Raw genomic sequence first — 14,080 nt, forward strand, 5'->3', positions numbered from 1 at the left:
CCACATCGTACGGCCGTCGAGCTGAACCTGACCCGGTGGTGACGGTCCTGGCACAGGGCCCCCGAGGGCCGCGCTGGGCGTTGCCGTTGGACGGGTGGAGGTCCAGGAGCCACCACCCGCAGGCCGTCCGGGGAGGGCCGAGCATCACGTAATACCCCTGTCGGGGGGCCGGACCAGCGGCGCTCCGCACGCCGGAACCCCTTGGAGTAGCCATGGACCGTTGCCAGACGCCTCGCCGTGACATCAGCCTGCTGCGCGAGCTCGAGCCGGTGGTGGCGAGGGCGGTGGATGCCCACTTGGAGAGCGCGGATGACTGGTATCCCCATGAGTACACCCCTTGGAGTCGGGGCGCTGATTTCGACGGTGTGTTGGGCGGGACACCGTGGGAGCCGGAACAGGGCACTCTCGGTAAGGCAGCCCGGGACGGCCTGGTGCACAACCTCCTCAGCGAGGACAATCTGCCGAGCTACCACCGGGTGATCGCCGAGCTCTTCACCCGGGACGGAGCCTGGGGTACGTGGGTCGATCGCTGGACAGTCGAAGAAGGTCGTCACGGTATCGCCATTCGCGACTACCTCATGGTGTCCCGTGCGGTTGATCCTGTCGCCTTGGAGAACGACCGAACTGCTCATGTCCAGAACGGCTGGGGCATGGACTACGGCGATGATGTTGTCGCTTCCCTGGTCTATGTGACCCTTCAGGAACTCGGCACCCGCGTCTCCTACCGAAACATCAAGCTTCAGTGCGGCGATGCGGCCTGCGAGGCAATGCTCAACCGCATCGCCAAGGACGAGAACCGGCACATGCTCTTCTACCGCACGGTCCTGTCGGCAGCGATGGATCTGCATCCTGACCGCACCGTACGGGCTGTGGCGGATGTCGCCGCTTCCATCCGTGCGCCCGGCCATGGCGCGCCCGGCTACGCACGGCTGGCCCGGTCGATGGCCCGCTCTGGTATCTACAGTCCCGTCACCCACTACGAAGAGGTCTTGCAGCCCATCGTGCGCTTCCTGGGCATCTTCGACGCGGGTGGCCTGGGCCCGGGCGGCGAACAGGCACGAGAGGAACTCGCGGCCGTGCTGGAGCACTCCGCCGGCCAGGCCGCACGGTTCACTCGGATCGTCGAATCCTCGGCCCTTTCCAAGCCCGCCTCGGTTCACTGAACAGGGCTGCAGATCCGCGCCGCTTTCGGCAGGGGCGTCAGTGGTAGGCGCCCCGAGTTTCCGTAAGGAGCCGGCCGAGGTCCTTGGCCGCCTGCGCAACTTCGCGGGTGAGGGACTCGATCTGCCGGCCGAGCGCGGTCAGCCCGGTCTGCTGCGACTCGGCAGCGGGCCGTCTGCCCAGCGCGTCCAGGGAATCTGTACGGCTCCGGTTACGCGTCTTGTCCGGCAGAACTGGTCGTGACGCGTTCCGTATTGTTCGATGCCGGATCCGTGATGGTGCAGGGCGTTGAGGCTGTGGCAGGGCCGGGCTGTGTAAAAGCATCTTCAAGCGCATCGAGCCCGGCGAGCCAGCGGGCGGGGAGTTTGTCGATGTCGGGCAGGCTGGGGTCGGCGACGACGGCCAGGTGCGCGGTGCCGGCGTATTCACCCAGGCAGACCGACAGGTGGTGTCCTGCGGGTAGGAACATCAGCGGCAGCAGGGCGTTGATGCTGTGGCCGTAGAGTTCGAGGGGGCGTGCGGGGCCGGGGACGTGGGTGGCCACCATGGTGGTGCGTCGCGGGTGCAGGATTCGTGCCAGGGCTCTGCCATGCCAGCGCGTGGGCAGGAAGTCGAACAGAACATCCGCGTCGGGATCGCGGTGGCTGATCCGGATGTTCCTGGTGGCCAGGCGTGTGGCGGCCAGGCGTTCGGCGGCGGTGGGCAGGTGGCAGGGCAGGATGACGGGGACCCCGCGGTGGAAGTTGCCCAGCGCGGCGCTCGTGTCGACGCGCCGGGTGTTGAGGGGGACCGTCACCCGTACGGTGCCTGTGGTCGGGTCGGGCAGCCAGGGCCGCAGGGCGCCGGCGAGGGCGGCCAGGTAGACGTCGTTGATACTGACACCACCTTCCCGGGCAATGGCCTTCATACGAGGCAGGGGGGTGTGGACCCACATGCGCCTGGTTGGGCCGGTCGGGGCTCGACCGCGGTCGGGGCCGAGGCTGATTGCGTGCGCGGGCAGCGCGATGCCAGCGACCGCGCGTACCAGGGCGCGCACGCGTGCGCTCGTCCAGGAAGGTGGGTGCACGGGGGGTGTGCGGCGGCGCGGGGGGCCGGGTTCCCGCACCGCGGCGAGCGTGATCCCGATCAGGGACATGCCGTCGAGGAGGCCGTGGTGGGCGCGAAGGAGCAGGGCGAACTCGTTGTCACGGTGGCCGTGGAGCAGGGTCATGCCCCAGGTGACGTCCCTGAGCGGCTGGGCGCACACGCGCTCGATCGCCGCGTGCAGCGCGAGGTCACCGCCCTGCGCCGTCAGCGCGATCTCCCTGAGGTGATCGGCTGGCACGGCCGGGCCTACCGCACTCGCGCCGCGTGGGCGGGCCCGGTCGCGCAGTGGCGGGTGGGCAGCCCGCATCACGTCGATCAACGCGTGCAGTTCGACGGTCGAAGGGGCGGGGCCGGCGACCACGGCCGCCCCGCCGATCTCCACGTTCGTGTGCGGGTGCGCGGCCGCGTAGTCGAACCAGCGTTCGCCCGCCGCGGTCGCGTCGTCATGGTCGTCGGGCACAGGGTTCTCCGCTGACTGTCGTTCGCGTGGCGAAGGCCGGGGCGTTGGGTTGCTGTTCATGCACCTGCTGCCGTTCACGGTCCGTAGCTCCCTACGGGCGCTGTCCCGGCGTGTACCGGGTTACCGGGCGCCGACCGGGGTCGTCGGCGACGTTTCGGATGACGCGGGCTGGTTGTCGGGGATCGCGGCCGCGATCTCGCGCACCAGCGCCCAGGCGTTGCGTACGGAGGTCTGGGAGGCCAAGCGCGAGCCCAGGGCAGCGCGCAGGATGTAGCGGCCGTCAACGGTGGTGGGCGTCACCAGGATCTGGTGGGTGGCCTCGAGATCGGTGCGCAGGCGCTCGGTGCGGGCGTTGTCACCGGTGAGGCGGAAACACACCAGTCCGAGTGAGTGCGAGACCAGTTCGAAGCCGGGGCTGTCCCGGACCAGGTCGGCGAGCAGCGCGGCGTGGGAGAGCTGTTCGCGGATGTGTGCGCGCAGGCCCTCGACGCCGTGAGTGCGCAGGACGAACCACAGTTTCAGGGCGCGGAAGGGGTGCATGAGTGGCACCTGCCAGTCGCGGAAGTCGGTGACGTCGCCGGAGTCGCTGGCCTGGTTGCGCAGGAAAGGCGGGCGGATGTCCATGGCGGCGGTGAGGCTGTGGCGGTCGGCCACCCACATGGCGTCGCAGGGCGGTCCTGTGAGCAGCCACTTGTGGCAGTTCACGGCGTAGGAGTCGGCGTGCTCGACGCCCTCGTTGATCCAGCGGTTCTCCGGGCAGACGGCGGCCGAGCCGGCGTAAGCGGCGTCCACGTGCAGCCAGGTTCCGAACTCGCGGCACACTGCGGCGACGGCGGCGACGGGGTCGATGGCGCAGGTGCCGGTGGTGCCTACGGAGGTGACCACGATCGCGGGTACCAGGCCTGCGGCGCGATCGGCTGCCAGGTGCTCACGTAGCGCGCGGGGGTCCATCTCGCACGTGCCCGCGAGGGTGGGGATCCAGGTCGGTTCTCCCAGGCCGGCGATGCGTGAGGCTTTGGGGACACAGGAGTTCGCCTGGTCGGTGCAGTACAGGCGGTAGCGGCTTTCGGTGCCGTGTTCGCGCCAGCGCCCGTCTGAGACCCGGTACAGGGCGGCGGCTACGGCCACCAGGACCGCTGAGGACGCGGAGTCCTGCAGGACCCCGCCGCCGTCCCCGGTGCTGAGGAATCGCTCCGGCAGGCCCAGCGCGACCGCGAGGTGGTCCAGGACCGTCTCCTCGAGTTCGGTGGCGGCCGGGCCCGTCGACCACATCATGTGCTGGACCGCCAGGCCGGAGGCCAACAACTCGCCGACCACCGACGCGGGGCTGGTCTGGGTCGGGTAGTAGCCGAGGAACGAAGGGTGCTGCCAGTGGACGAGCCCGGGGATCACCACACGCCGTACATCGGCCAGGACATCCCGGATCGGCTCGCCGTGTACCGGCGCACAGTCCGGCAGCATCGCGCGTACGTCCCCGGGGCGAAGGTCTGGCGTCACCGGCAGGCGTTCCTCGCGCAGGTCCTCCCAGTAGTCCTCAAGGATCGCGGCAACCTCGCCGATTGCACTGCGAAACGAATCATCACCAAGAGTCACTGACATGCCGGGTAACGTACCGCATAAAAACTAGTGAAATGACCCAGATGACAAGCGAATCCGTGCTGTGGCTCGCCCCGCCCCAGCACCTGCCCCACGACTTGGCGACCCTGCGGGAGGCCGTGAACCGACCTGACCGCCACCCCGCGCCCCCCGACCACCGCCGACTCCCCGAACGCGACCCCCGCGAAGCCGCCTTCGACGAATACTTCGCGGTCTCACGGTGCGCCTGCACCCCCGCACCCTTGTTGATCGACGCCCTCGACGACACCCTGGCCACCGTGCGGGCCTTCTCCCGGAACCCGGACGGATCTTTGACGGAGCCCGACCTCGATCTCGCCGCGCACGCGGCCGGCCTGACCCCTCGAGCCGGCGTCTCCGAGCCCCGGACGCAGGCCACGGTGCGCCAACGCTGGATTCAGGGGCACCGGCTGTTCTTCGCCCTCACCCAGGCGACCGTCCTCGCCCTGCGGCACGCTCTTCGCGCCCCCTCACCCGCAGGTTCCGCCCTCGGCCTGGAAAGCGCCGCTCACTTCCTGCGCGCCAGCGCGTCCGCCCTGCGCATCACCGCGTCTTTCGACGCGCGGGACTACCACGACACTGTCCGGCCCTCGATGGCGCCACCGCAGGCTCCCCGTGGATTCTCCGGCCTGTGGTCGGCCGATCACCGTGTCCTGGTGCAGAGTCTGCGCGAGTGGGGCCTGGCCGCACCGGGCAGGTCCTCTATCCTGCGACCCGCCCACAGGCGCCTGGTCGAAGTCCTGACGGATGTCCATCACGCCCACGTCGGCGTCTGCTCGCGCTTCGTCGGCTCCGGCCCCTCCCTGCTCCGCGGCGCGGAACCGGGGGTGCAGGTCCTGGACCGCCTGTGCCAGCGCCGCCGCATCGCTCTGGACGCCGCGCCCGCCGACAGGCCGGCCCAACTGCCCGACGCCCGGAATGAAAGCCTCACCCTTCGCCACTGAACCCTCACATGACGCGCCCGGAGCGGGCGGGAAAGGCCGGATCGGCTCGGTGCCGCCAGGTGATCTTTCCCGCCTGCAGCAACATCACTTGTGTGCGCCTTGATCGTTGGTGCGGGTATGCCAGTACGCAGCGAGGATGGGACAGCGAGGGGGCTGTGGTCGGCGTCCCGGGCCTGGGGGGTGGTGGTGTGCGCGGCGGTTGCGCTGTTCGCGGCGCTCCTGAGTCTCCCAGCGGTATCCGGCACTTTCGGCGCAGGAGGGACCATCGCCACAGGCACCGAGTCAGCCAGGGCTCAGACGCAGGCTGAACTGCTGGAAGTCGGCACCCCGGATCTGGTGCTCGCCGTGACGGTGGGCGACGGGGGCGCACGGCCGGCGGTTGCAGCGGGTGCCAGGGTCGTTGCCGGTGTGGTGGCAGACGAGCCGGCTGTGCGTACGGTGCAGTCGGCCGCCACGGGAGATCCATGGCTGATCTCGCGGGACGGACGCACCGGACTGGTGACGGTCTCGCTGTCGGGCAGCGACGCGGACCGCAAGGAAGCGGCGTTGCGTCTGGTGCCCAAGGCGCGGGCAGCGGTGCCGGGGATGCGGGTGGACGCGAGCGGGGTCTCATGGGCGACGGCCGAGATCGACCAGCAGGCCGAGGCCGATCTGCTGAAGGCGGAACTCTGGGCTGCGCCGCTCGTCTTGCTTCTCCTCCTGCTGACCTACGGTTCGTGGGCGGCGGCCGCGCTGCCCCTCGTGGTCGCGGTGCTGGCCGTCGTCTGCTGTGTGCCATTGCTGGGTCTGCTGGCCCAGGTGAGTGATGTGTCCGCGTTCGCGGTCAACGCGGCCGCGGCTATCGGCTTCGGCCTGTCGATCGACTTCACCTTGTTCGTCCTCGCCCGCTACCGCGAGGAGCACGCCAAGGGGATGCCGCGTGCCCAGGCACTGGACGTGGCGCTCAATACATCGGGTCGTTGTGTGCTCTGCTCGGCAGCAGTGATCTCTGCCTGCCTGGTGGCGGTGGCCGCCATCCCCGTCCCGCTGCTGCGCGCGCTGGCCCTCGCGGGAGTTGCGGTGACGTTGCTGGCGGCGCTGGCCGCGTTGACGGTGCTGCCGGCCGCGTTGACGCTGCTGGGTGATCGCGTCGATGGCGCCGACCCGCTGCGCCGGCTGCGCCGGGCTCCGGTCGGAGGAGCCAGCCGGTTCTGGCGGGAGCTCGCCCGCCGTGTCACTGCCTGGCCTGTGGCGGCGGGCGTGGGGGCGCTTGCGGTGCTGGTCGTGGTGGCTTGGCCCGCAACGGGTCTGCGGTTGGGCGCGATCGACGAGCGGACGCTGCCGCCGACGGCCTCAGCCGCCGCTGCGGCAACGGACCTGCGCGGGCGCTTCGAAGTGCCTCCGGAACGAGTCCAGGTGGTGGTCCTTGAACGGCCGGGCGCGGGTCTGGGAAACTACACGGCCGCCGTGGCCCGGTTGCCACAGGTAGGTGCGGTGCGCGTCGTGTCCACTTCTGCGGCGGGCCGGCCTGGACAGGCGGAGCAGGAGCAGCGCCCGGCGCTGGTGCTGGTGCTGGTGGCGGCAACGGTGGACCCCGACACGCCCCAGGCCGCGCGCCTGGTCGATGGGCTGCGCAAGACTCCCGCGCCGGGTCCGGCCCTGGTAGGCGGTCGGGCCGCGCAGATCACCGACACCACAGACGCGGTGCGTGGCGCGCTGCCCGGTGTTGCAGTGGCGATGTGTGTGTTCCTGCTGGCCGCGCTCACCGCCTTCACCCGTAGTGCCATGGCACCCTTGAAAGCGCTCGCGGTGGCCGTCGTCAGCTTGGCTGCCGTTCTCGGCTTGATCGTGGGGATCTTCCAGTACGGACACGGGGCGGACGTGCTGGGCGGGTTCACGGTCACCGGTTCCCTCGACGCAAGTCTGCTGCTGTTCACCCTGGCCGTCGCGTTCGGCCTGTCCATCGACTACGAGGTCTTCCTCCTCGGCAGAATCAGGGAGGAGTTCGACCGCGGCTTGGACAACCAGGCGGCCATCGTCAAGGGCATCTCCCGCACCGGCCGGCTGATGACCTCCGCCGCAGCGGCCCTCGCCATCTCCACCGCTGCCATCACGACCTCCCACGTCACCATCCTCAAACTCATGGGCGCGGGCATCGCCTCGGCAGCGATCCTCGACGCGATCCTGGTCCGCGGGATCCTCGTCCCCGCAGTCATGGCACTTCTGGGCCCCGCCAACTGGTGGAAGCCCGCACCCATCGGCCGGCGACGTCGCCCCGGCCCGCGCACCACGACAAGTGAGCCCGCAGCGAGCTGACACCCGACTGCCCGGCCACCACCCGCACCCCAGTGCCTGTGTCACGGGCAACGGCGACAGCGACCGGCTGATGCACGGGCGGCTGCAGAACACCGCGGTGGCCTCCGGAATCCGTGCCGGGCGCCCTCACCACCGTTCCGGCCCCTCCTCCATGCCGGACATGACCGCCCTCTGCATCTCCGCCCCGAACGGCAGGGACTCAGTGACTCGTCCCACGCGAGTCACACTGCGGCCACCCCGTTCCCCTGCCGCCCGCTCCTTCGGTAGCGGTTCTGTCGCCCGGCCCGGACTCGCACCGTGAAGGGAAACTGCTACGCGGGGACAGCGCCGGAGACGGTGACACCGGCCTGACGGAATGCGGAGTCCAGTTCCTCGATGGAGGAGAAGGCCCGTCCGGCCGGAACGTGGTCTCGGACGATCTGCGAGCCGATCAGCGAGGAGTCGAGGCGGACGGCGGTTCGGCAGAGATAGTTGCCGTCAACTGTTCCCAGCGAGGATGAGATCGGCTGCGTGGTGCGGGCAGCCAGGGTATGCCAGGTCACCGACAGGTACTCTCCCTCGGCGCTGAGGGTCCGCGCTCCGCCAGTGGCCCCAGGCGCGCAGGGCGAAACCGTGGAAGACCCCGGCATCAGTGAGGCCGAGCGGCGGGTGTGGTGGTCGATGGCCTCCTGCACGATCTGGTCGTCCAGGCCGGGCTGGCGGGGGCGGCCGCGCAGAACGAGGGCGAGGCGGCGTCGCGCTTCGGCGGGCAGATGCAGGGCTCGGTCAGCAGCCCGGGAGGGGTGGAGCAGAACCTGGAGCACCGCCGGGGTTGGGCAGCAGACCGCCGGGGAAGTCTCTGTCCCGCGGAGCGTCCACTGAAGTGGAGTGCCTGTGGCGTAAGCAGCGCTGTCCGGGAGCAGGGGAACCTCAGGATGGAGTTGATGCACGGTGGAACGACGCATGTCGGTCGCGACGCATTGGGGCAGTTTTGTCGCGGTGGTCGATTCTGGTCGGTTGGTTCGGATTGAGCCGCGGGGTGATGACCCTGCGCCGTCGCCCATCGGCCCGGGAATGGTGACGGCGGCCGACGACAGCGCTCGCGTCTTACGCCCTGCGGTGCGAAAGGGCTGGCTGCACGGTTTGCCGCGCGCCCGTGACACGGCGAGAGGCGCGGACGCTTTCGTGGAGGTGAGCTGGGACGACGCGATCACGCTGGTGAGCGATGAACTCCGTCGGGTGCGCTCACAGCACGGAGACAGCGCGGTGTTCGGCGGATCCTACGGCTGGGCGAGTGCCGGCGCGTTCCACAACGCACAGGGGCAACTCCACCGGTTCCTGTCGTTGGGCGGGGGCTACACCGACTCGCGCAACACGTACAGCACTGCGGCGTTGGAGGTCATTCTTCCCCACGTGATCGGCGGGCATCCGTGGAGCTATCAGTCCCGGATGCCGATGTGGGACGAGATCGCCGGGAACTGCGAGCTCGTGGTGGCGTTCGGCGGGCTGGCTCTCAAGAACAGCCAGATCAATCCCGGCGGGCTGGCCAGGCACCAGACGTCGAACCTGCAGCGCCGGTGCCGCGAGGCCGGAGTGCGGTTCGTGAACGTCAGCCCCATCCGCAGCGACGTCGCGAGCTTCCTCGACGCCGAGTGGCTGCCCGTCATCCCCAACACCGACACCGCCGCGATGCTCGGCATCGCCCACACGATGCTGGTCAACGGGTGGCATGACGAGGACTTCCTCCGCCGGTGCTGCGTAGGCTTCGACCGCTTCGCCTCCTACATACTCGGCGAGCTCGACGGTATCCCCAAGGACGCCACCTGGGCAGCGAGGATCACGGGCATCAGCCGCGACACGCTCACCGACCTCGCTCGCCGCCTCACCACTCAGCGTTCCCTCATCATGGTGAACTACGCGGTGCAACGGGCAGACCACGGTGAACAGCCGATCTGGATGTCCGTCGTGCTGGCCGCCATGGCGGGCTCGATGGGCCGGCCCGGCTGCGGCTGGGGCGCAGGCTACGCGACGATGGACGCGACCGGCGTTGCCCCAGGCCGCCCCTCGGTGGCGACGATTCCCCCGGTTTTCAACCCCGTTTCGGATTTCATCCCGGTCGCCAGGATCGCCGACACCCTGCTGCATCCGGGGAAGACCATCGACTACGACGGGCAGCGGCTCACGTTGCCAGAGCTGCGCCTCGTGTACTGGTGCGGAGGGAACCCGTTCCACCACCACCAGGACTTGCACCGGTTGACCCGTGCCTGGCAGAGCCCTGACACGGTGGTGGTTCACGAAGCCTGGTGGAACACCACGGCCAAGTTCGCGGACATCGTCCTCCCCGTCGCCACCAGCCTGGAGCGCGACGACTTCGCCGCCGGATTCTCCGATCCCCACCTCGTCGCGATGCCGAAGGTCCGTGAGCCGGAGGGCGAGTCGCGCACCGATCACCATATCTTCGCCACCCTGGCCGCCCGGCTCGGATACGAGCAGGGGTTCACACAGTCGCGCTCCGAAATCGAATGGGTCCGGCACCTTTACGAGCAGACGAGGGCTGAGCTCGGCGACGTTGCCGCCTTGCCCAGCTTCGACGACTTCTGGCGTAGCTCCACCGCTGAGCTGCCGGCGCTGACCGGACCGTTTCCCGGGAGCTTCGAGGCGCTGCGCTCGGATCCGCAGCGTTTTCCCCTGGCGACGCCGTCGGGCAGGATCGAGGTCTTCTCCGAGGAGATCGACTCGTTCGGCTACGACGACTGCGCCGGGCATCCGACATGGTTCGAACCAGTGGAGTGGCTTCAGGCTGATCTGGCGGACCGATTTCCGCTGCATTTGATCTCGAATCAGCCCGCCTCGCGCCTGCACAGTCAGTATGACAACGGCGGTCACAGCCTCAGTTCAAAGATTCGAGGGCGTGAGCCCGCGACGCTCAATCCGTCGGACGCAGCCTCGCGCGGCATCGAGAACGGCATGATCGTACGCCTCTACAACGACCGAGGCAGTTGCCTCGCGGGCGCCGTGCTATCGGATGACGTCATGCCAGGCGTCGTACAACTGTCCACCGGAGCGTGGTGGGATCCGGTCCACCCGGGCCTCAGCGGGACACTGGACCGTCACGGCAATCCGAACGTCCTCACGGCAGATCGGCCGTGCTCGCGCCTGTCCCAGGGGCCGAGTGCTCTCAGTGCGCTGGTCGATGTCGAGGTCTATGCCGATCTTCCGCCTGGTGTGCTCGCCTTCACGCCACCCGACCTCGAACATTGACACGAAGACTTCCTGCCTCGTCGGGCGCGTTCCCATGTACGCCCTAGTCAGACGCGTAGCGGGCCGGTCAGACCGCCGAGAGCCCTGCACTCGCCGTTTGCGCCTGTGTAACGCCATGAATACTGTGCGCAGCCATGACTGCACTTCAAGACCTCAAGTACGGCCAGTGGTTCAGGGGCGCCGACGTCGACGGCGACGGGTTCATCACCCAGCGGGACGTCCGCAACATGAGCGAGCGCTACATCGCCGCCCGCGGCACCACACCGGACTCCGCCACCACCCACCAGCTCACCCAGGGGATGGACGGGTTCTGGGCGAAGGTGATCGCCCCGATGGACCAGGACGGTGACGGGAAGGTCGATCTGCGGGAAATGACCGAAGGATTCAAGCGGGTCCTGACCGACCCCAACCTGTACCCGGAACAGATCGAGCCGGTGACCAACTGCTTCTTCGACCTGGTCGATCTCAACGCCGACGGCAAGATCGATCAGGCGGAGTTCCAGCAGATGTTCGACTCAGTCGCCGGCGTTCCCGGCGAGGACTGTGCCGCGGTCTTCGCCGCTTTGGACCGGGATGGCTCCGGCGCGCTGAACCGCGCCGAGTTCCACCAGGCGCTCACGGAGTTCTTCTACGGCAACAACCCGGACGCTCCAGCCAACCACCTCTTCGGGAAATTCACCGCCTGATACTCCAGCTTTAGATCGCGATCTTCATGCTCGATTGGCTTGTCGCTGGATCGGGCCTGGTGGCGCGTCGCCCGCGGGACCAGTCGAGCCGGTGGTCTGTGTCGTGGACGCGTCGGACGGCCAGCGTGAACAGGCGCTGGATCTCGTTGCAGGTCAGGGGGCAGCCCGTCCGGACTGGGATGGCCCGCGTGTTCGTCGGCGCGGACGACGGTGAGGAAGGCGTGCACCAGCATCGCGAGGGTGACCCAGCGGTGCCAGGACGTCCAGAGTCTGACCTGGTGTTCGTCCAGTCCGGCCAGGCCCTTGCCGGACTGGAAGGGTTCGGCGATCGTCCAACAGTCCACCGGCGTCGACACGCCTTCGGGTACCCGGGGTCCGGGCAACAGCGTGGCCCGGGCCGCCAAGAGCCGCCCGGACGGGGGCGTACAGGACCGGCAGCAGAAACGGACGTCAGTTCGGAGCCAGCACTTCGCCGCCGCTGCCGGTGCGCGCATAAACGTCACTGCTCATGGCGCCTTTGAGCTAGCGAATTCAAACTCCGGTCACCGGAATCAGGTAATAGGAATGTTGTGCGGATGGGGCGGGAATTCCTACGTCGCAGGGCATATAGCCTGGATGCCGCGAGGTGCCTGGACAACGGCCGAACCTCCTCCAGCGATTGCTGTTTGGGCTGTTCAGCGCTCGGGCGGCCGTCGCTGCGGCCGCTCCTTCCTCGCGCCTTGTCCCCACCCCTATCCCTTCGGGTCCGCGCGATTGTTCAGAATCGGACACCTCATGACGACCGAATACACAGGAATCCCGGTGGCGGCGCCGCCGACCAACGACGACTACCGGCTGGGTGCCGACGCCTATACCGACGAGCAGAGGACCGCGGTCCTCACCAAACTGGAGGGCTACCTCGGCGAGCAGCGCGGGCGCCTGCTGGGCTATCAGGTGAACCTGTCGCTCGAGGGCCACGCCGCGCTGGGCCGGTTCCTGGGCTTCCACCTGAACAACATCGGGGACCCGTTCGTCGACAGCCACTACAGCCTGCACTCGCGGTGGCTGGAGCGGGCCGTCCTTGAGCACTATGCCCGTCTGTGGCACGTGACACTGCCCGAGGATCCGGACCGGCCGTGCGAGAAGGACGGATGGGGATACGTGCTGTCCATGGGCAGCACCGAAGGCAACCTGTACGCGATGTGGAACGCACGGGACTACCTGGACGGCAACGCCCTGGTGCGTGACGAGGTCTCCGGCGATGCCAGCTGCCGCACCAGCTACCTGCGGTCCCAGCATCCCGACGACAACCCCAACGCCTACCTGCCCGTGGCGTTCTTCTCCCGGGAGACCCACTACTCGCACATCAAGGCGATGCGGGTGCTGGACATCCCGACCTTCTACGACCTGGGCGGAAGCCTCTACCCGGACCAGTGCCCGATCGACGTGTCCGGTACCGGGATGCCGACGTACAACGGCTGGCCGCTGGGCGGGGTCCCGACCACCGGCGGCGAGGAGGGGCCGGGCACCGTCGATGTCGACGCCCTGGTCGCCGTCGTGGACTTCTTCGCCGCCAAGGGACACCCCGTCCTGGTCAACTTCAACGTCGGCAGCGTCTTCAAGGGCGCCTTCGACGACGTCCAAGGCGCCTGCGAGCGCCTGCGGCCGGTCTTCGCACGGCATGGTCTTGTCGACCGCACCGTGCGTTTCGACCCCGACGACCCCAACCGTGTCAGCGTCCGCAACGGGTACTGGATCCACGTCGACGGAGCCATGGGCGCCGCCTACGCCCCCTACCTGGAAAAGGCCCGCGACACCGGCCTCACCGACACCGCACCCCCGGTCTTCGACTTCCGGATCCCCGAGGTGTCCTCCATCGTCACCAGCGGTCACAAATACCCCGGCGCGCCCGTCCCCACCGGGATCTACATGGCACGCGCGGGAGCCAAGCTCCGCCCGCCGTCCGACCCTGCCTACGTCTCCTCCCCCGACAGCACCTTCGCCGGCTCCCGCAGCGGGTTCGCAGCCCTCGCCATGTGGAACCACCTCGCCCAGCTCAGCGAGGAACAACAGATCCGCCAGGCCGCCGACGTCTCACAACTCGCCCAGTACACCGCGCGACGCCTGCGCACACTCAGCGACCAGCTCCGCGAACGCGCAGAGCCCTGGGCCGAGGACGGCATCGAGGTCGGTCACGCCGACCATGCCCTCAGCATCTGGTTCCAGCAACCCCGCGCCGACATCACCCGCAAATACTCCCTGGCCTGCATGCCCCTCAACCTCGGCGGGCGCCGCCACGACTACAGCCACGTCTACGTCATGCCCCACGTCACCCGGCAACTCATCGACGAACTCCTCGAAGACCTCGCCGAGCCCGGCGCCTTCGACCGCTCCACCGACCCCGACGCCCAACGCCCCCCACTCCCCCGCCAACGCTGACCCATAACCATCCGGGCGCTCGGCGTCCGTATCGGTGGACCAGCCGGACAACTGGTCCTCCCCGTCAGCGTCCTCGGCCAGGGTCAGCCACGGGTCATCAAGCCGGAACCCGTGCGTGGCGCGCCCCCCGTACCGGCCAGTAGCACTGGGGAGACCGTCGGCCCCGTGGGGATGTC

The 14,080-nt window shown here is 68.8% G+C and carries 9 protein-coding genes and 1 pseudogene; 6 read left to right on the forward strand and 4 right to left on the reverse strand.

Going from position 1 to position 14,080, the window contains the following annotated elements:
* The first annotated feature begins 212 nt into the window (after window positions 1-212).
* Entirely contained in the window at window positions 213-1,163 is a 951-nt protein-coding gene (locus ACFWU6_RS04635; protein ID WP_383809118.1) for an acyl-ACP desaturase, read from the forward strand.
* A gap of 209 nt (window positions 1,164-1,372) precedes the next feature.
* Here ACFWU6_RS04635 and ACFWU6_RS04640 read toward each other — a convergent pair whose 3' ends face one another.
* Together ACFWU6_RS04640 and ACFWU6_RS04645 are read right to left on the reverse strand one after the other, a co-directional pair.
* Complete coding sequence (locus ACFWU6_RS04640; protein WP_383978426.1) at window positions 1,373-2,785, reverse strand: WS/DGAT domain-containing protein; 1,413 nt, start codon at window positions 2,783-2,785, stop codon at window positions 1,373-1,375.
* Window positions 2,786-2,827: 42 nt separating this feature from the next.
* The gene (locus tag ACFWU6_RS04645) at window positions 2,828-4,306 is read right to left on the reverse strand and encodes a pyridoxal-dependent decarboxylase (protein WP_383978429.1); all 1,479 of its coding nucleotides are present in this window, start codon (window positions 4,304-4,306) and stop codon (window positions 2,828-2,830) included.
* Between the two features lie 32 nt (window positions 4,307-4,338).
* On the opposite strand from ACFWU6_RS04645, the gene ACFWU6_RS04650 reads away from it, so the two are divergent.
* Both ACFWU6_RS04650 and ACFWU6_RS04655 read left to right on the forward strand, forming a co-directional pair.
* A complete protein-coding gene (locus tag ACFWU6_RS04650; protein WP_383978432.1) occupies window positions 4,339-5,265 on the forward strand; it encodes a hypothetical protein in 927 nt (308 codons plus the stop codon).
* Window positions 5,266-5,451: 186 nt separating this feature from the next.
* On the forward strand, window positions 5,452-7,560 hold the full coding sequence (locus ACFWU6_RS04655) for an MMPL family transporter (protein WP_383978435.1): 2,109 nt from the start codon (window positions 5,452-5,454) through the stop codon (window positions 7,558-7,560).
* 311 nt (window positions 7,561-7,871) lie between these two features.
* On the opposite strand, the gene ACFWU6_RS04660 is transcribed toward ACFWU6_RS04655, so the two are convergent.
* Window positions 7,872-8,102, reverse strand: coding sequence for a hypothetical protein (locus ACFWU6_RS04660; RefSeq protein WP_383809134.1), 231 nt, complete (start codon window positions 8,100-8,102; stop codon window positions 7,872-7,874).
* Window positions 8,103-8,490: 388 nt separating this feature from the next.
* Between ACFWU6_RS04660 and ACFWU6_RS04665 the strand changes: the two genes are divergently transcribed.
* Both ACFWU6_RS04665 and ACFWU6_RS04670 read left to right on the forward strand, forming a co-directional pair.
* Window positions 8,491-10,800 (forward strand): molybdopterin-dependent oxidoreductase, encoded by a 2,310-nt coding sequence (locus tag ACFWU6_RS04665; RefSeq protein ID WP_383978438.1) that lies wholly within the window; start codon window positions 8,491-8,493, stop codon window positions 10,798-10,800.
* Window positions 10,801-10,934: 134 nt separating this feature from the next.
* A complete protein-coding gene (locus tag ACFWU6_RS04670; protein ID WP_383809140.1) occupies window positions 10,935-11,486 on the forward strand; it encodes an EF-hand domain-containing protein in 552 nt (183 codons plus the stop codon).
* A gap of 47 nt (window positions 11,487-11,533) precedes the next feature.
* Here the strand turns inward: ACFWU6_RS04670 and ACFWU6_RS04675 are convergent.
* Window positions 11,534-11,821: pseudogene (locus tag ACFWU6_RS04675) on the reverse strand (IS701 family transposase); the annotation flags it as partial.
* Between the two features lie 439 nt (window positions 11,822-12,260).
* On the opposite strand from ACFWU6_RS04675, the gene ACFWU6_RS04680 reads away from it, so the two are divergent.
* Window positions 12,261-13,904 carry a histidine decarboxylase gene (locus ACFWU6_RS04680; RefSeq protein WP_383978441.1) on the forward strand — a complete coding sequence of 548 codons (1,644 nt, stop codon included), beginning with the start codon at window positions 12,261-12,263 and terminating at the stop codon, window positions 13,902-13,904.
* Window positions 13,905-14,080 lie beyond the last annotated feature (176 nt).

Origin of the sequence: Streptomyces sp. NPDC058674 (assembly GCF_042716505.1) — a bacterium.
Lineage (GTDB): Bacteria > Actinomycetota > Actinomycetes > Streptomycetales > Streptomycetaceae > Streptomyces.